This window comes from Citrobacter sp. BDA59-3 (assembly GCF_015167655.1).
GTDB lineage: Bacteria > Pseudomonadota > Gammaproteobacteria > Enterobacterales > Enterobacteriaceae > Phytobacter > Phytobacter diazotrophicus.
Window position 1 is genome coordinate 456,105 of sequence record NZ_CP063427.1, and the last position, 18,066, is coordinate 474,170.

Below are 18,066 nucleotides of genomic sequence, written 5' to 3' on the forward strand. Positions count from 1 at the left end.
GCGATGGTAGAATCCATTTTTAAGCAAACGGTGATTTTGAAAAAATGGGTAACAACGTCGTCGTACTGGGCACCCAATGGGGTGACGAAGGTAAAGGGAAGATTGTTGATCTTCTGACTGAACGGGCTAAATATGTTGTTCGCTACCAGGGCGGTCACAACGCAGGCCATACTCTCGTAATCAACGGTGAAAAAACCGTCCTCCATCTTATTCCATCAGGCATTCTTCGTGACAATGTGACCAGCATCATCGGTAACGGTGTTGTGCTGTCTCCTGCTGCTCTGATGAAAGAGATGAAAGAACTGGAAGACCGTGGTATCCCGGTTCGTGAACGTCTGCTGCTCTCCGAAGCATGCCCGCTGATCCTTGATTATCACGTTGCGCTCGATGTGGCACGTGAGAAAGCGCGCGGTGCGAAAGCTATCGGCACCACCGGTCGTGGTATCGGGCCAGCTTATGAAGATAAAGTTGCTCGCCGCGGTCTGCGTGTTGGCGACCTGTTCGATAAAGCGACCTTTGCTGACAAACTGAAAGAAGTGATGGAATATCACAACTTCCAGTTGGTGAATTTCTATAAAGTTGAAGCGGTTGACTACCAGAAAGTGCTGGACGATGTCATGGCGATTGCCGACATCCTCACCGCGATGGTGGTTGATGTTTCCGATCTGCTGGATCAGGCGCGTAAGCGCGGCGACTTCGTGATGTTCGAAGGCGCGCAGGGTACGCTGCTGGATATCGACCACGGTACCTATCCGTACGTCACCTCCTCTAACACCACCGCAGGTGGCGTGGCAACAGGTTCTGGCCTGGGTCCGCGTTATGTGGATTACGTACTGGGTATCATCAAAGCCTACTCCACCCGCGTGGGTGCGGGTCCGTTCCCGACAGAACTGTTCGATGATATCGGCGAGTTCCTGTGCAAACAGGGTAACGAATACGGCGCTACCACCGGTCGTCGTCGTCGTACCGGCTGGCTGGACTCCGTTGCCGTTCGTCGTGCTGTGCAGATCAACTCCCTGTCAGGCTTCTGCCTGACCAAGCTGGACGTCCTGGACGGCCTGAAAGAAGTGAAGATCTGTGTTGCTTACCGTATGCCGGATGGCCGTGAAGTGACGACGACTCCGCTGGCGGCAGACAACTGGGAAGGTATTGAGCCGATTTATGAAACCATGCCGGGTTGGTCTGAATCGACCTTTGGCGTGAAAGAGCGTAGCGGGTTACCGCAGGCGGCGTTGAATTACATCAAACGCATTGAAGAACTGACTGGCGTGCCGATCGATATTATCTCTACCGGTCCGGACCGCACAGAAACCATGATCCTGCGCGACCCATTCGACGCGTAATGATCCAGGGGGCTTGCCTTGCAGGCCCCTCTCTTCCTGCTTTTTTCCCCTTCAGTTCAAATAAATTAGCGGCATCACTGTTGGCTGGTTTATCATCAATAGAGTCAATACCTGTAGGTATCTCACCTTTCTCCCTTTTACTGAGGTAGATGTGCAGTTAACAAGTTTTACGGATTACGGATTACGCGCACTGATTTACATGGCTTCCTTGCCGGAAGGAAAGATGACCAGCATTACCGAGGTCACTGAAATCTATGGTGTGTCCCGTAATCATATGGTCAAAATAATCAATCAACTTAGTCGTGAAGGTTACGTTGCTGCCGTCAGAGGAAAAAACGGCGGGATACGCCTTGGTCGGGCGGCGAAAGATATCTGCATTGGCGATGTCGTGCGTGACCTGGAACCGCTGGCGCTGGTTAACTGTAGCAGTGAGTTTTGCCATATTACTTCCGCCTGCCGCCTTAAGCGGGCGCTTTCTAAGGCTGTGCAAAGTTTCCTCAAGGAGTTGGATAACTACACGCTGGCCGATTTGGTTGAAGAGAATCAACCGCTTTACAAATTACTGCTGGTGGAAGGATAAAAACCCTGAGAATTTCGCGTTACATCGCGGCGGCAACTGAACGAATTCCCCCGGCGCTTATATCAATAAGTGACGGGGCGAGTGAAAGAAGCCAACAAAGAGGTAGCGTGAAAGATAACGGGACTTTCACCAGAGATGACAACGGAGGAACCGCTATGTCACACGATCCTTTCCAGGAACGCGAAGCTGAAAAATACACAAACCCCATCCCCAGCCGCGAATTTATCCTCGAACATTTAACAAAACGCGAAAAACCAGCCAGCCGTGAAGAGCTGGCAATTGAACTCAATATCGAAGGCGAAGAGCAAAACGAAGCACTGCGCCGCCGCCTGCGCGCCATGGAGCGCGACGGACAACTGGTCTTTACCCGCCGTCAGTGTTACGCCCTGCCAGAACGCCTTGATTTGCTGAAAGGAACGGTTATCGGTCACCGCGATGGCTACGGCTTCTTGCGCGTAGAAGGCCGCAAAGACGATCTGTACCTCTCCAGCGAACAGATGAAAATGTGTATTCACGGCGATCAGATTCTGGCCCAGCCGTTGGGTGCCGACCGTAAAGGTCGTCGTGAAGCGCGTGTTGTGCGCATCCTGGTACCGAAAACCGGTCAGATTGTTGGCCGTTACTTTACCGACGCGGGCGTCGGCTTTGTGGTGCCGGATGACAGCCGTCTGAGTTTCGACATCCTGATCCCGCCAGAAGAGATCATGGGCGCGCGCATGGGCTTTGTGGTGGTGGTTGAACTGACCCAGCGCCCGACCCGTCGCACTAAAGCCATCGGTAAAATTGTCGAAGTACTGGGCGACAATATGGGCACCGGCATGGCTGTCGATATGGCGCTGCGTACCCATGAAATTCCGTACGTCTGGCCGCCTGCGGTTGAAAAACAGGTTTCAGGGCTGAAAGAGCAGGTGCCGGAAGAGGCCAAAGTGGGCCGCATAGATCTGCGTTCCCTGCCACTGGTCACCATCGATGGTGAAGATGCCCGTGACTTCGACGACGCCGTTTATTGTGAGAAAAAACGCGGCGGCGGCTGGCGCCTGTGGGTCGCTATTGCCGATGTCAGCTATTACGTCCGTCCGGGCACGCCGCTGGATGATGAGGCGCGAGCTCGTGGAACCTCGGTCTATTTCCCATCCCAGGTCGTGCCCATGCTGCCGGAGGTGCTCTCCAACGGCTTGTGTTCACTCAACCCGCAGGTTGACCGTCTGTGTATGGTCTGTGAAATGACCATCTCGGCAAAGGGGCGTCTGACAAGTTACACCTTCTACGAAGCGGTAATGAGCTCCCATGCCCGTCTGACCTATAACAAGGTCTGGCATATACTGCAGGGCGATCAGGATCTGCGCGAGCAGTATGCGCCGCTGGTTAAGCACATCGAAGAGCTGCACAACCTCTATAAAGTACTTGATGCCTCCCGTGCCGAACGTGGCGGCATCTCCTTTGAGAGCGAAGAGGCGAAGTTTATCTTCAACGCCGAGCGTCGAATTGAGCGCATTGAGCAAACTCAGCGTAATGATGCCCATAAACTGATTGAAGAGTGCATGATCCTCGCGAATATCTCAGCGGCGCGTTTCGTTGAGAAAGAGAATGAGCCTGCGCTGTTCCGTATCCACGACAAGCCAACGACTGAGGCGATCACTTCTTTCCGTACCGTTCTGGCGGAGTTGGGTCTGGAGCTACCGGGCGGTAACAAGCCTGAGCCTGCGGATTATGCAGCACTGCTTGAGTCCATCGCCGATCGTCCCGATCATGAGATGCTGCAAACCATGCTGCTGCGATCCATGAAGCAGGCGGTCTACGATCCGGAAAACCGCGGCCACTTCGGTCTGGCGCTGCAATCTTATGCACACTTTACCTCGCCGATCCGCCGTTATCCTGACCTGTCGCTGCACCGAGCCATCAAATATCTGCTGGCGAAAGATGAGGGCCATACCGGCAACAGCACTGAAACCGGCGGCTGGCACTACTCTATGGAAGAGATGCTGCAACTGGGCCAGCACTGCTCAATGACTGAACGTCGCGCGGATGAAGCGACCCGTGAAGTCTCTGACTGGCTGAAATGCGACTTTATGCAGGACCATGTGGGCAACACCTTCCCTGGCGTGATTGCCAGCGTCACCGGCTTTGGCTTCTTTGTACGCCTGACCGATCTGTTTATCGATGGTCTGGTGCACGTCTCCACGCTCGATAACGACTACTATCGCTTCGACCAGGTGGGCCAGCGTCTGATTGGCGAATCGGGCGGCCAGACTTACCGTCTGGGCGACAAAGTGGAAGTGCGTGTGGAAGCGGTCAATATGGACGAGCGTAAAATCGACTTCTCGTTGATTTCCAGCGAACGCGGGCCGCGTAATGTGGGTAAAACCGCACGTGAAAACGCGAAGAAAGGTAACGGCGCGAAGCCGTCGGGTAAACGTCGTCAGACCGGTAAGAAAGTTAATTTCGAACCCGACAGCGCATTCCGTAAAGCGAAAAGCCCCGCGAAACCGAAGAAAGAAAGAAACGTGAAAAAGCCGTCCGCGAAGACGCAAAAAATTGCCGCAGCGACTAAAGCGAAGCGTGCGTCAAAAAAGAAAGACGCTGAATAAATAGCGCTGAAATACCGTCTGATAACCCCTCTCTATGCAGAGGGGTTATTCTTTTTTAACGTAATATATTCCCGCGTGTAATAGAAATAGCCCGCCGGACGGTTATTTCTCTGACTTAGCTAAATTGTGAGAATCGATATTTATTATTGGTGATTAGCGCTCAGATTCTGATGTGTATAGTGACTCCCATCTGTTATTCGCTTATTTAGCAAGGAGTCGTTATGCATCTGGCGCGCTTTCCCCGACTTTCGCTCGGCCATTTTCCCACTCCCCTGGAGCCTCTGAATAATCTCTCTGCATTACTCGGTGGTCCGAAAATATGGATCAAGCGCGATGATGCGACAGGGCTTGCCAGCGGCGGCAATAAAACCCGTAAGCTGGAATTTCTGCTGGCCGATGCGCTGGAGAACAAAGCCGATGTGATCATTACTCAGGGGGCGACCCAGTCTAACCATGTGCGCCAGACTATTGCCGGCGCGGCGAAACTTGGGCTGGCCGCAAAAGTGCTGCTGGAAAAACGCGTTACCGACTTTGGCGAAGACTATCAACGCTCCGGGAATGTCCTGCTGGATGATTTGCTGGGTGGCGAAATCGTTGCCCATCTGCCGGGCGGCACCGATATGCAGCAGGCAATGGAAGATTATGCCGCGACGCTACGTGAGCAGGGCCATAACCCCTACATTATCCCTGGCGGTGGCTCTAACCCCATTGGTGCGCTGGGTTATGTCGCCTGTGCCGAAGAGTTACTGTACCAGTCTTCACAGTTACGTTTGCGTATTGATCATGTCGTGCACGCTACCGGCAGTACAGGTACACAAGCCGGGCTGGTCGCCGGGTTTACCGCCACCAACAGCCAGGTGCCAGTGCTGGGGATTAGCGTTCGCGCACCGAAGGCGAAGCAGGAAGAGAACGTCTGGAATCTGGCCTCGCGCACCCTGGCGCTGCTGGGTGTGCCGGGTGAGCTACCGCGTGAGGCGGTGGTGGCGAACAGCGATTACGTCGGTGACGGCTACGGTCTGCCGACCGAGAGCATGCTGGAGGCGCTGACCCTCTTTGCCCGCCATGAAGGCATTCTTCTCGACCCGGTCTATTCCGGGAAAGGGGCGGCCGGGCTTATCGACCTGATTCGCAAGGGCCATTTCCGCAAGGATGAGAACGTGGTGTTTATCCACACCGGTGGCTCCGTTGGTCTGTTTGGCTATCGCCAGGTGCTGGAGGCGCATGCCCGTCATGGCTAAGCCCTTTTTGCTTGGCGTGCTGGGCGGCATGGGGCCGCTCGCCACGCTCGACTTTCAGCACAAATTGCTCGACGCCACACCGGCGCAGAGCGATCAACACCACCTGCCGTCGGTAGTGTGGAATGTGCCGCAAATCGCCGACCGGCAAAAGGCGCTGGCCGGGGCTGGTCCGACGCCGTTGCCTCAGTTGCTTGAAGGCATTGAAAAATTGAATCAGGCGGGGGCGAGCCATATCGCTATTCCTTGCAACACCGCGCACCACTGGTATCCGCAACTGAGCGCCGCCAGCGATGCGCCCATTCTGCATATCGTGGATGCTACCCTGGATGCGCTGCTAACGGTGGCGAAAAAGCCCGAACGTGTCGGCATCATTGCCACCAAAGGGACGCTGGACGCCGGCTGGTTTCAGCAGCGTCTGGCAGCGCAGGGCATTGAATCCATCACGCCTACCGAAGACGAGCTGGCTGAGTGGTTTGTGCCCGGCTGCTACGCGGTGAAGCGCGGCAAACTGGCCGAGGGTGGCGAGCTGCTCTCATTACAGGCGCTGGCGCTGATGGCGCGCGGCGCGCAGCAACTGGTGCTGGCCTGCACGGAAGTCCCGGTGGCTCTGCGTGCGGTGGAAGCGCCGTTTCTGTCACTTACGCACGACCCCGCACAATCGCTGGCCGAACGATGTTCCCGCCTCTGGCAGGATTATCGCCTCACGCAACTGGCATAAAACAACACGCTTTAATTGACTATTTTCCCCTGCTTTGCGGGAAAGATGACTCGCATTTACCTCAAGGAAAAAGAAATGAAAAAAACGCTCGGCATATTACTCGCAGCAGGCAGCCTGTGGGCCAATATCAGTATGGCCGCCAATCCTCCTGAAGTTCGCGTGGCTTATAGCGGCGGCTCGCAGGTATTAATGCTCGCCAAAGCCGACGGCTCTTTAGATAAAGCCTTACACAGCCAGGTAAAATGGGTGCAATTTGCCTCCGGTGCCGATGCCCTTAATTATTTCGCCAGCAATGCGATTGATATTGCCAATTTCGGCTCCAGTCCGGCAACGGCGGGTATTGTCCGTAAGTTGCCTGTGGAAATTATTGGTGTTTCAGGCGTTATTGCCAGCTATGAACGTTTAATTGGCAAAGACGGCATCAACACGATTAAAGATATTGAAGGGAAACGCGTGGCCTATCCGCCAAATTCCACGGCGGCTTATGCGCTGGAAGCGGCAATTAGCGTCAATAAACTCGATCGCAGCAAAATAACGCTGTTGCCTTTACGCCCGGCAGAGATGGTGGCAGCGTGGAAACGCGGCGATATTGACGCAGGTTACGTCTGGGCCCCCTTTGCGCAGGAGCTGGAATCCTCCGGCGGTCATCAGGTCTTTGCCACCAAAGATCTGCAGAAAGATGGCTACCTGATTTACAACAACTACGTGGTACGTAAGGCCTTTGCCGAACAGTACCCGGAAACAGTGAGCGCCTTCCTGCGCGTGCATCAGCAGAAAGTCGACGAGTTTAAGAAAGACCCGGAAAGCGCTGCCGCCATTGTTGCGAAAGAAGTGGGCGCACCGGTCACCACCGCTGCGAATACCCTGGGCGGGCTGGAGTACCCAACGCTTGCTGAGCAGGGCACTGCGGCCTGGCTGGGTAACGGCACCGACACCACCCATAGCGGCATTGGCAAGGCGCTGACCAAAACCTCTAACTTCCTCGCAGGCATTGGCGAAATTCGTAAGCAGGATATCCCGGACAACTGGGACACGGCGATTGATTCCCGTTACATCCGGGAAGCGGCGGCAAAATGAAAGTAGGTCAGCATATCGCCATCAGCGTGTTTTCGGTGGCGGTTTTCTTCGCGCTCTGGCAACTGGCGGCCACCCGGCAATGGGTGGACCCGCTGTTACTGCCGTCACTCACCGATATTGGCCTGACGGCCGAAGAGCTGCTGGCGGACGGTTACCGCCAGGTCCCGCTCTGGCAGCACGTGGCGGTGAGCCTGGCCCGTGCGCTGAGCGCCTTTGCGGTCGCGATTGTGCTGGGTATCCCGCTCGGACTGCTGATGGGGCTGTCACCCGGTTTGTCCGCGGTGCTTAACCCGTTTGTGCAGTTCCTGCGTCCGTTACCGAAAATCGCGCTAATCCCGCTGGCCGTGGTCTGGTTGGGGATAGGGGAAGCGTCGAAATTCTTCCTGATCTTTATCGCCACCTTCCTGAGTGTGGTGGTGGGGGCGTCGGCGGCGGTGGAGCGGATTGGGCGGGCACGCATACGGGTCGCGCAAACGCTGGGCGCCACCAAAGGGCAGATTTTCCTGCGCGTGGTGCTGCCGGATGCCCTGCCGGATCTCTTTACCACCGTCAGGCTCTCTATTGGTATTGGCTGGACCTCGTTGATTGCCGCTGAGATGGTCGCCGCCAGTTCAGGCCTCGGCTGGATGGTCATCAACGCCAGCTCTTATTTACGTACCGATATCGTCATGCTCGGCATCCTGCTCCTGGGCGGGACGGGGTATCTGTTGGATTTATTACTGCTGGGGCTACAACGTCTGTTTGTCCCGTGGGCGGGGAAAGAATAATGAGTGCTATCCAGCTTGAAAATATCTCCCTTTCGTTTGCGGCAAAACCGCAGCCGTTTACGGTGCTGGAGGAGATCAATCTCACCCTCGATAAAGGGGAGTTTGTCGTGCTGTTAGGGCCGTCGGGCTGCGGCAAATCCACCATTCTCAACCTGGTCGCCGGGTTTACCAAACCGGACAGCGGCCGCGTACTGGCGAGCGGAAAACCGGTGCGGCAGCCGGGGCCGGAGCGCGGCATGATCTTCCAGCAGCCGAATCTGTTCCCGTGGCTGTCGGTGCTGGATAACGTCACCTTTGGCCCGCGCCTGGGTCGTTATCAAAAAGAAGAGGTCAATGCGCGGGCGCAGGACTGGCTGAACCGCGTGGGCCTGAAAGGTTTTGAGCAGCATGCGCCATGGCAGCTTTCCGGCGGTATGAAGCAGCGTGTGGCGCTGGCCCGCGCCTGGCTGCCGGGGCCCGAAGTACTGCTGCTGGATGAACCCTTTGGCGCACTGGATGCACAAACCCGTCTGATGATGCAGGAGCTGCTGCGTGAAGCCTGGCTGACGACCGGCACCACGCTACTGTTCGTCACCCACGATGTGGAAGAAGCACTGTTTCTGGCCGACCGCATTCTGGTGATGTCGGCCAAACCGGGAAAAATCGTCGAAGAGATTGTTCTGCCCTTTGGCCGCGAGCGCGACATTGAAACGCTGGCGGAGCACCCGCGTTACGGCGAAATCAAGCAGCACGTTTTACACCGCGTCCGCCAGGAGGCGAAACGTCATTTAGGTTAACTCCCTGTTCCCGGTGTCGGGAATGAATCAACTGACATCACTGAGGTGGAAGCAATGAGCACGAGCGAATTACGAGACCGTCTGGAAGAGAGCATTCATCAGCACCGCGACGAGTATGTGGCGATAGCCAAAGATATTCATGCCCATCCCGAAACCGGGAATAACGAGTATTACGCCAACGGGGTGCTGACCCAACTGCTGGAGAAGCATGGCTTTACCGTGACCTCCAACGTGGCCGGACACGAGACCGCCTTCTACGCCGTCAAAGAGAGCGGCAAACCGGGGCCAACCATTGCGTATCTGGCGGAATACGATGCGCTGATCGACATTGGTCACGCCTGTGGGCACAACATCATTGGCGTCACCAGCATTGCGGCGGCGGTAGCCTTAAGTCAGGTGCTGGATCAGACCGGCGGTAAAGTGGTGGTGCTCGGCACTCCGGCGGAAGAGGGCGGACTGCGCGGTAAAGGCGGCCCGAACGGCAACGTGAAAGCCCGCTTTGTTGAGCATGGCTTCCTTGATGATGTTGATGTCGCACTGATGGTGCACCCGGCAGGCAAAACCCGCCTTTCCGGCCCGTCGCTGGCCAACAATCATCTCTATTTCCATTTCTACGGTAAGCCTTCCCATGCGGGGAGCTCGCCGCACAAAGGGGTGAACGCGCTGGATGCGCTGGTCCTGCTCTACAACGGCATCAGCGTGTTGCGCCAGCAGTTGCCGGATGGGATTCGCGTCCACGGCATTATCACTAACGGCGGTCAGGCTCCGAACGTGATCCCGGAATACGCTTCCGCCCACTACTACATTCGCGCCCATACCCGCGAAGAGGTGTTGGCGCTTGAGCCGCGCATCCGCGCCATTGCCGAAGGCGTTGCCCTGGCAACCGGCACCACGGTGAAAATTGAGCATCAGGTTGGCCCGCGTGATTTCAATATCAACCACACGCTTAATAACGTGCTGCTGGAAGAGTTTACCGCCGCCGGGGAAGAGGTCGAGTTGAAAGAGAAAGAGGGGCTGGGTTCAACGGATGCGGGCGATATCAGCCATGCCGTTCCAACAGGACACCCCTATATCAAAATCGGCCCGGACGATCTTATCGGTCACACCGTGGCATTCCGTGAAGCGGCGAACTCGGTAAAAGGCTACGAAGCCCTGGTCACCGGCGCGCAGGTGCTGGCCCGTACCGGCCTGCGTTTACTGACCGATGCGGCGCTGTTGCAGGAAACCAAAGATGAATTCGCCGGGCGCAGCACTGCGACCCAGGCTGCCTGATACCCGACTGGAGCCACAACATAATGAAAATGCTGTTTTCTGCCGCCGCGCTGATGCTGGCGGCGGTTTTACCTCTGGGGAATGCGCAGGCAGAAACCGTTAACCGGAACGCCACGCTCAATATCGCTTACGGTAACCGTCCGGGAACGCTGGACCCGTATCTCACCACCAACAACGCCACTTCGGATGTGGACCGCCATATCTTCGAGACGCTATTTACCATTAATGCCCGCTACGAGCCGGTGCCGGAGCTGGTGCAGAGCTACACCTTAAGCGACGATCGCAAAACCTACACCTTCGTATTGCGTGATGGCGTCCACTTCCATGACGGGCAACTGCTCACCGCCGATGACGTGGTGGCGTCCATGAACCGCTGGCTCACTGTGTCGACGCAGGGCAAGGCCAACCTGCCGGGCGTACAGTTCAGCAAAGTCGACGACAAGACCGTCACCTTTACCCTGCCCGCGCCGTCGCTCATTACTCTCAACGTGCTGGCGGACGTGAAAAACATCGCTGCCATCATGCCGAAACGCATTATTGATGAAGCGAACAGCAGCAAAAAACCGGTCACTGAACTGATTGGCACCGGCCCCTACAAGCTGGCGGAATTTAAAGCCGGAGATTATCTGCATTTGACCCGTTACGACCAGTATGTGTCGCGTACCGAAGCGGCCAGCGGGTTGTCCGGGCAGAAAAAAGCGGACGTCAAAGACATCTGGTTCCGCTATATCACCGACGAATCGACCCGCCTGGCGGGGGCGATGACCGGGGAGTATGACCTGGTGTTCCAGTTGCCGAAGGACAATATTGATACCCTCGCCAGCGCGCCGGACATTTCGCTGTTCCAGCCGCAAAGCGGTGGTTCGCTTATCACTTATCTGTTTAATAAAAATCAGGGGCCGTTTGCCAACGTCAAGCTGCGCCAGGCGTTTAACCTGGCGCTGGATGTGCACCAGACTCTGCTGGCGGGCTATAGCGATCCGCGCTTCTTTAAAGAGGGGCCATCGCTGGGCTTCCCGGATCAGGTGGACTGGTACAGCGATGCCGGTAAGCCTTACTGGAATCAGCATAAGTTGGATGAGGCACGCAAGCTGGTACAAGAGTCGGGCTATAAAGGCGAAGAGGTGGTGATTATCGCCACCAAAGAGTATGCCGAGCTGTATAACCTGGCGATCGTCGCCCAGCAGGTGCTCAAACAGATTGGCGTGAAATCCCGTCTTGATGTTTACGACTGGCCGACGGTGCTGCAGCGCCGCCAGGATCCGAAAAACTTCGATCTCTGTGCGCTGGAGTTCACCATGCGCCAGGTGCTGCATCAGTATCCGTTCCTCGACTCGCGGGCGAAATTCCCGGGATTAAGCGATAGCCCGGAAATTGACGGCGTGCTGGATGCCATCAAACAGGCCGCAACCCTGAAAGAGACGCGTCCGCTGGTGGATAAACTCAACGTCCTGCTCTGGCAGTACCTGCCGGTGATTGTGCTGGGACGCACCACGCCGGATGCGGTCGCCATCAAAAATAACGTTAAAGGTTATCAGGATCTGAGCGGGCCGATTCTGTGGAACCTGAGCGTCACTCAGCCCTGACGGGAGAAGGCGATGAAACGATACCTCTTTCACCGCCTGCTGGCGCTGCTGCCGGTACTGCTGGTGGTCTCGGTGGTGGTGTTCTGTTTGATTCATCTGGCGCCGGGCGATCCGGCGCTGGTTATCCTCGGTAACGATGCCAGCCCGGCTGACATTGCCGCTATGCGCCAACAGATGGGACTCGACAGGCCGCTGCTGGTGCAGTTTGTCAATTGGTTTGCTGGCATATTAACGGGCGATCTCGGTCATTCGCTGTTTCTTAATACCAGCGTGATGACCCTCTTTTTACAGCATCTGACCCCGACATTGGCGCTGGCGCTCTATGCCCAGGCTATCGCGCTGGTGCTCGGACTACTCGGCGGTGTAGTGAGTGCCTGGCAACATGGCGGTGTCATCGATAAAGCCATTCGTGCGCTCGCCACCTTAGGCATGTCAGTCCCCGGCTTTCTGCTGGGGCTGTTTCTGATCTTCTTTTTTGCCGTCCAGTTGCGCTGGTTCCCGGTGGTGGGGTACCGCTCTACCAACGACTCGCTGTGGCTTAACGTCTGGTATCTCACCCTGCCGGCGTTTGCGCTGGGGTTGCGCATTGCGGCACTGATTGCTCGTATGACCCGGGCGGTGATGCTGGATGTGATGCAGGAACATTTTATCAGCACGGCGCGGGCGAAAGGGGTGCCGGAGCGGCTGGTGCTGCTGCGCCATACGTTACGTAATGCGCTGATCCCGATTCTGACTATTTGTGGGGAATCCTTCGCCTCGCTGGTGACGGGCACGATTGTCATTGAAAGCGTGTTCGGCATTCCCGGCGTTGGCTCACTGATTGTTGACTCGATAGAACGGCGCGACGTGACGGTGATTCAGGGCGTAGTACTGCTGATTACCGTGTGCTATGTGCTGGTTAATCTGGCGGTGGATCTGCTGAGCTACCTTGCCGATCCACGCTTGTCCGTTGAGGGGGAAAGCCGATGATGATCGGAAAAAATCCCGGAATCTGGATCTGGCCCGCGCTGTTGCTGGCGATCGTGCTACTGTCGTTTTTTGCCAGCGCCCTCAGCCCCTACGACCCTTACAGCATTGATCCGCTCAGCCGCCTGAAACCGCCTTCGTTACAACATTGGTTCGGGACCGACAACTTTGGTCGTGATCTCTTTGTGCGTGTCGCACTGGCGGTGCGCGTATCGCTGTCGGTGGGTGCGGCGGTGGCGGTAATTGCAGGTGTAACAGGCCTGGCCATCGGTCTGCTGTGCGCCTGGTATCGCCCGGTGGATCGCATTCTGATGCGCGTCTGCGACGGACTCTTTGCCTTCCCGTCGCTGCTGCTGGCGATTGCGATTGTTGGCGTGCTGGGGCCAAAAATCAGCAACGTGGTGCTGGCGTTATCGCTGGTCTACGTACCGTCGATTGCCCGCGTGATTCGCGGCGCGGCGATGGTCATCAAAGAGAAAAACTTTATCGAAGCGCTGCGGGCGCAGGGGGCGTCGGCCTCGCGCATTATCTGGCTGCATCTGCTGCCGAATGTGGTGTCGCCGTTTATCGTGCAGGTGAGCTGGGTCTTCTCGGTCGCTATTCTCACCGAGGCGGCACTCAGTTTTCTCGGTTCCGGCGTGCCCCCGCCGATGCCCAGCCTGGGTAACCTTCTGCTGGAGGGAAAAGCGGTGATCTTTACCGCCTGGTGGATGACCTTCTTCCCCGGCGTGGCCATTGTGCTGCTGATTCTGGGGTTGAATATTATCGGCGACGATCTGCGCGACAGCGCCGACCCTGGCCTGAAACCACTGCCGCGCCGTGTGCTGCGCTTGCTGAAACAGGGAGGGCGTCATGGCTGAGACATTGCTACAGGTCAGGCACCTTGAAGTCAATTTCGCCACCCGTCAGGGGGTGATATCCCCCGTGCGCGGCGTCTCTTTTGAGGTTAATGCCCATGAAACGCTGGGCATTATTGGCGAGTCAGGCTGTGGTAAAAGCGTCACCGCCCAGGCCCTGATGGGGCTGCTCTCACCCCGCACGACGCGGATTGAAGGGGAGGTGATGCTGGCAGGCCAGGCGTTGCATACGCTCTCCGCCAGGGCGCGTCGCCAGCGCAGCGGTCGCGATATGGCGATGATTTTCCAGGACCCGCTTGCCAGCCTCAATCCGGTGATGACCATCGGTTATCAGATTGCGGAAAGTTTACGCTTACACACCACGCTGACGAGCCGCCAGCGGCAGGAAAAAATCCTCAGACTGCTCGAACAGGTCGGCATACCCGACCCTGCCCGTTGTGCCAGCGCCTGGCCCCATGAGCTCTCCGGCGGGATGCGCCAGCGGGTGATGATCGCGATGGCGATTGCCACCTCCCCGGCGCTGCTGATTGCCGATGAGCCCACCACCGCTCTGGATGCCACTATCCAGGCACAAATCCTCGACTTGCTGGATGACATCAAACAGCAGACGGGCATGGGTATCGTGTTTATTACCCACGATCTCAGCGTGGTGGCGCGGTTGTGCCAGCGTGTAGTGGTGCTCTATGCCGGTCAGGTCGTCGAAGAGAGCGACGTCCACACGCTTTTTGCCAGCCCGCGCCATCCTTACACGCGCGCACTGCTGGCGGCTCGTCCATCGGTGGAGCATAAGCCAAAAACCCCGCTGGCAGAAATTCGCGGCCAGGTTCCCTCGCTGCATGATTTGCCGGCCGGCTGTACCTATGCCGATCGCTGCCCGCTGGCGCAGCCGCGTTGTCGGGCACAACCGCCGGCGTTGCGAAAGGTAAACGGTGAACATCACAACGTGCGCTGCTGGCGCGCAGACGAAACGGAGGGGGTACCGGGATGACGGCACTTTTGCAGGTGAACAACTTATCCAGAACTTTTCACCGCCATGGGCAGACGGTGCAGGCGGTGGACAACGTCAGTTTCTCGATTAACGCCGGGGAAACCTGGGCGCTGGTGGGGGAATCTGGCAGCGGTAAAAGCACTACCGGGCGGCTGATTCTGGGGCTGACGCCAGCCTCAGGTGGCGAGGTGCACTTTGAGGGACAGCCTTTGCTGGGGCAAAGTGCCACGCAGTGGCAGCGGGTGCGTCGGGAGATGCAGATGATATTTCAGGACCCGCTCTCCTCCCTCGACCCAAAGCGCAGCATTGGCTACAGCCTGGAGGAGCCGCTTATCATTCACGGTGTCAAAAACCGCAAAGCACAGGTCGCGGAAATGCTGGAGCATGTGGGGCTACGCCCGCAGGATGCTACCCGCTACCCACATGAATTCTCCGGCGGTCAGCGCCAGCGAATCGGCATTGCCAGGGCGTTGATTCTTAAACCGAAGCTCATTATCTGCGATGAGCCCGTCTCCGCACTGGACGTTTCCATTCAGTCGCAAATCCTCAACCTGCTGATGTCACTCCAGCGGGAATACGGGCTGGCCTATCTGTTTATCTCTCACGATTTAAACGTGGTGCGCCATATTGCTGACCGTGTGGGGGTAATGTACCGCGGCAAGCTTGTGGAGCAGGGGGAGAGCGAGCGCATCTTCACCCAGCCGACGCAGGACTACACGCGCTATTTACTGAGTGCGCGGCTGCCTGAATACCCGGTGACTCACGAGGCCAGACGCGCGGTGGTGAACGGTTGAACGTTCAGCAGTCGATTTGAAGGCTATGTCGGTTATAATGGGACGATGTGAATGTCTCACAGCTTCTTTAACCCGGCGATATCGCCTCAAATGAGTACCATTGATGAGTGAAATGATTTACGGCATCCATGCGGTGCAGGCCCTGCTGGAACGCGCTCCGGAGCGTTTTCAGGAAGTCTTTATTCTTAAGGGTCGCGAAGACAAACGCCTGATGCCCCTGATCCATGCGCTGGAAGCGCAGGGTGTCGTGATTCAGGTCGCTAACCGTCAATATCTGGATGAGAAAAGCGAAGGCGCGGTCCATCAGGGCATCATCGCTCGCGTGAAACCGGGTCGTCAGTACCAGGAAAACGATCTGCCGGATCTGATCGCCAGTCTCCACCAGCCTTTCTTCCTGATTCTCGATGGCGTTACCGATCCCCATAACCTCGGCGCCTGTCTGCGTAGCGCCGATGCCGCTGGCGTGCATGCCATCATCGTACCGAAAGACAAATCTGCCCAGTTGAACGCGACCGCCAAAAAAGTGGCCTGTGGTGCGGCGGAAAACGTCCCGCTGATCCGCGTGACCAATCTGGCGCGCACCATGCGTCTGCTACAGGAAGAGAATATCTGGATTGTCGGTACTGCGGGTGAAGCAGACCACACCCTGTTCCAGAGCAAAATGACCGGCCCGATGGCGCTGGTGATGGGTGCGGAAGGTGAGGGGATGCGCCGTCTGACACGCGAGCATTGCGATGAGCTGATCAGCATTCCGATGGCGGGCAGCGTGTCGTCACTGAACGTGTCGGTTGCCACCGGTATCTGCCTGTTCGAAGCCGTTCGCCAGCGCACAAAATAAACCGCAAAAGGCAACGTAAGTTGCCTTTTTAGTGTTTGCCCCCTCTCCCCGTGGAGGTAAAAGCAAAACGGCAACGTTAGTTGCTGTTTTTAGTGTTTACTCCCTCTCCCTGTGGAGGTAAAAGCAAAACGGCAACGTTAGTTGCTGTTTTTAGTGTTTGCTCCCTCTCCCCGTGGGAGAGGGCCGGGGTGAGGGCATCAGACCGCACTACTGCCAGCAAGGTGAGGGCATCAGACCGCACTATTCCTCCAGTGAACGCTGATGATCATCCTTCCTGAGCGTCATCAGCGCAATCACGCTGACCACCGCCGTTGCCATCACGTAATACGCCGGAATATCCAGATTCCCCGTCTGCTTAATCAGTCCGGTAATGATCAACCCCGCACAGCCTGAGAAAATCGCATTCGACAGCGAATAAGCAAGCCCCAGGCCGGTATAACGAACCCTGGTCGGGAACATCTCAGCCAGCATGGCGGGCCCAGGCCCTGCCAGCATCCCCACCAGTCCACCGGCGATAAACACCACCACCGCCTTGATAAATATCGTGCTTGATTCCGCCTGTAACACTTTCAGCAGCGGCAGCGCCAGGATGAGCAGCAGCACTGCGGCGGTGACCATCACGGTGCGTCGACCAATCCTATCGCTCAGCATGCCGGAGGGGATAATCGTCAGGGCGAACCCGGCATTAGAAATCACCGCAATCAACAATGCCTGGTTAAAGCCGGTGTGCAGCGCCGACTGAAGGTAGGTCGGCATAATCACCAGATAGGTATAACCCGCCGCTGACCAGACCATCAGGCGACCAATCCCGGTGATAATAGCTTTTAACGTACTGGCGAAACTGGCCGCCTGAGGGGGAGCGGCCTGCGCTTGCTGATGTACAAAACTGGGTGTCTCTTCCATATGAACGCGTAGCCAGAGCGCAACGGCGCCCATAGGAATGGCGATGAAAAAGGGAATACGCCAGCCCCAGTCATGAAGGGCCTCCGGGCTAAGTAATGCTGACAACAATGCTACGACCCCGGCCCCTGCCAGCAGACCGAGGGCGACGGTCAATGACTGCCACGCACCGTACAAACCGCGCTTACCCTTTGGGGCAAACTCGGTCATCAGCGAGACGGCCCCGCCATATTCCCCACCGGCAAACAGCCCCTGCAAAATGCGCAGGCCGGTAATAAGCAGCGGTGCGGCGACGCCGATACTGGCATAAACCGGCACCACGCCAATGGCCGCTGTCGCCAGGGTCATCAGTACGAGGACAATAATCAGCGTTGGCTTACGGCCTATCCGGTCACCCATGCGGCCAAACACCACCGCACCCAACGGACGGAAGAAAAAGGCGACGGCAAAGGCGGCATAGGTCAGGATCAGACTGGTGATAGCAGATTCACCTTCGAGGGTAAAAAAGTTCTTCGCAATCACCGTGGCAAGAAAGCCATAGACCGCAAACTCGTACCATTCGATGAAATTACCGATTGAGCCTGCGACCAGCGCTCTTTTTTGTGCATGTGTTGTTGTCATGGGCGTCACCGTTCCTGGTTTCATATCGTTAAGCCTCGCCGCTAAGCTCGGGTAACGCAAACAGAAAGCACCCATACGCACCGTTTTGTGACCGCTATCGCGGGCGGAACACCGGCCATCTGCCCATACTTATTGCCGATGCCATTGATGGAGGGCA

Annotated in this window: 16 protein-coding genes; 15 read left to right on the top strand and 1 reads right to left on the bottom strand. The window is 56.9% G+C overall.

Annotation, left to right across the window (positions count from 1 at the left end):
* Positions 1-44 precede the first annotated feature (44 nt).
* From purA to rlmB, 15 genes are all read left to right on the top strand, one after another.
* A complete protein-coding gene (gene purA, locus IP582_RS02150) occupies positions 45-1,343 on the top strand; it encodes an adenylosuccinate synthase (protein ID WP_039077810.1) in 1,299 nt (432 codons plus the stop codon).
* A 151-nt stretch (positions 1,344-1,494) separates the two neighbouring features.
* The gene (gene nsrR / locus IP582_RS02155; protein WP_039077809.1) at positions 1,495-1,923 is read left to right on the top strand and encodes a nitric oxide-sensing transcriptional repressor NsrR; all 429 of its coding nucleotides are present in this window, start codon (positions 1,495-1,497) and stop codon (positions 1,921-1,923) included.
* A 155-nt stretch (positions 1,924-2,078) separates the two neighbouring features.
* The gene (gene rnr / locus IP582_RS02160; protein ID WP_193794942.1) at positions 2,079-4,511 is read left to right on the top strand and encodes a ribonuclease R; all 2,433 of its coding nucleotides are present in this window, start codon (positions 2,079-2,081) and stop codon (positions 4,509-4,511) included.
* A 221-nt stretch (positions 4,512-4,732) separates the two neighbouring features.
* On the top strand, positions 4,733-5,749 hold the full coding sequence (locus IP582_RS02165; protein WP_193794943.1) for a D-cysteine desulfhydrase: 1,017 nt from the start codon (positions 4,733-4,735) through the stop codon (positions 5,747-5,749).
* On the top strand, positions 5,742-6,467 hold the full coding sequence (locus tag IP582_RS02170) for an aspartate/glutamate racemase family protein (RefSeq protein ID WP_193794944.1): 726 nt from the start codon (positions 5,742-5,744) through the stop codon (positions 6,465-6,467). Before IP582_RS02165 ends, IP582_RS02170 begins: the two co-directional genes overlap by 8 nt.
* A gap of 75 nt (positions 6,468-6,542) precedes the next feature.
* Complete coding sequence (locus IP582_RS02175; RefSeq protein ID WP_193794945.1) at positions 6,543-7,544, top strand: glycine betaine ABC transporter substrate-binding protein; 1,002 nt, start codon at positions 6,543-6,545, stop codon at positions 7,542-7,544.
* Positions 7,541-8,311, top strand: coding sequence for an ABC transporter permease (locus tag IP582_RS02180; protein WP_079497688.1), 771 nt, complete (start codon positions 7,541-7,543; stop codon positions 8,309-8,311). The genes IP582_RS02175 and IP582_RS02180 overlap by 4 nt, the downstream gene beginning before the upstream one ends.
* A complete protein-coding gene (locus IP582_RS02185; RefSeq protein WP_193794946.1) occupies positions 8,311-9,087 on the top strand; it encodes an ABC transporter ATP-binding protein in 777 nt (258 codons plus the stop codon). Before IP582_RS02180 ends, IP582_RS02185 begins: the two co-directional genes overlap by 1 nt.
* Before the next feature lie 54 nt (positions 9,088-9,141).
* Positions 9,142-10,359, top strand: a complete 1,218-nt coding sequence (locus IP582_RS02190) for a M20 family metallopeptidase (protein ID WP_071193469.1) — start codon at positions 9,142-9,144, stop codon at positions 10,357-10,359.
* Between the two features lie 23 nt (positions 10,360-10,382).
* Positions 10,383-11,945, top strand: coding sequence for an ABC transporter substrate-binding protein (locus IP582_RS02195; RefSeq protein ID WP_193794947.1), 1,563 nt, complete (start codon positions 10,383-10,385; stop codon positions 11,943-11,945).
* A gap of 12 nt (positions 11,946-11,957) precedes the next feature.
* Positions 11,958-12,914 (top strand): ABC transporter permease, encoded by a 957-nt coding sequence (locus IP582_RS02200; protein WP_193794948.1) that lies wholly within the window; start codon positions 11,958-11,960, stop codon positions 12,912-12,914.
* Positions 12,911-13,771: an ABC transporter permease gene (locus tag IP582_RS02205; protein ID WP_193794949.1), complete on the top strand. Its 861-nt coding sequence runs from the start codon at positions 12,911-12,913 to the stop codon at positions 13,769-13,771. Before IP582_RS02200 ends, IP582_RS02205 begins: the two co-directional genes overlap by 4 nt.
* A complete protein-coding gene (locus IP582_RS02210; RefSeq protein ID WP_193794950.1) occupies positions 13,764-14,756 on the top strand; it encodes an ABC transporter ATP-binding protein in 993 nt (330 codons plus the stop codon). The genes IP582_RS02205 and IP582_RS02210 overlap by 8 nt, the downstream gene beginning before the upstream one ends.
* Complete coding sequence (locus tag IP582_RS02215) at positions 14,753-15,550, top strand: ABC transporter ATP-binding protein (RefSeq protein ID WP_193794951.1); 798 nt, start codon at positions 14,753-14,755, stop codon at positions 15,548-15,550. Before IP582_RS02210 ends, IP582_RS02215 begins: the two co-directional genes overlap by 4 nt.
* 103 nt (positions 15,551-15,653) lie before the next feature.
* On the top strand, positions 15,654-16,388 hold the full coding sequence (gene rlmB, locus IP582_RS02220; protein WP_193794952.1) for a 23S rRNA (guanosine(2251)-2'-O)-methyltransferase RlmB: 735 nt from the start codon (positions 15,654-15,656) through the stop codon (positions 16,386-16,388).
* A 240-nt stretch (positions 16,389-16,628) separates the two neighbouring features.
* Here the strand turns inward: rlmB and IP582_RS02225 are convergent, their stop codons facing one another.
* Positions 16,629-17,909, bottom strand: coding sequence for an MFS transporter (locus tag IP582_RS02225; RefSeq protein ID WP_193794953.1), 1,281 nt, complete (start codon positions 17,907-17,909; stop codon positions 16,629-16,631).
* Between the last annotated feature and the right edge of the window lie 157 nt (positions 17,910-18,066).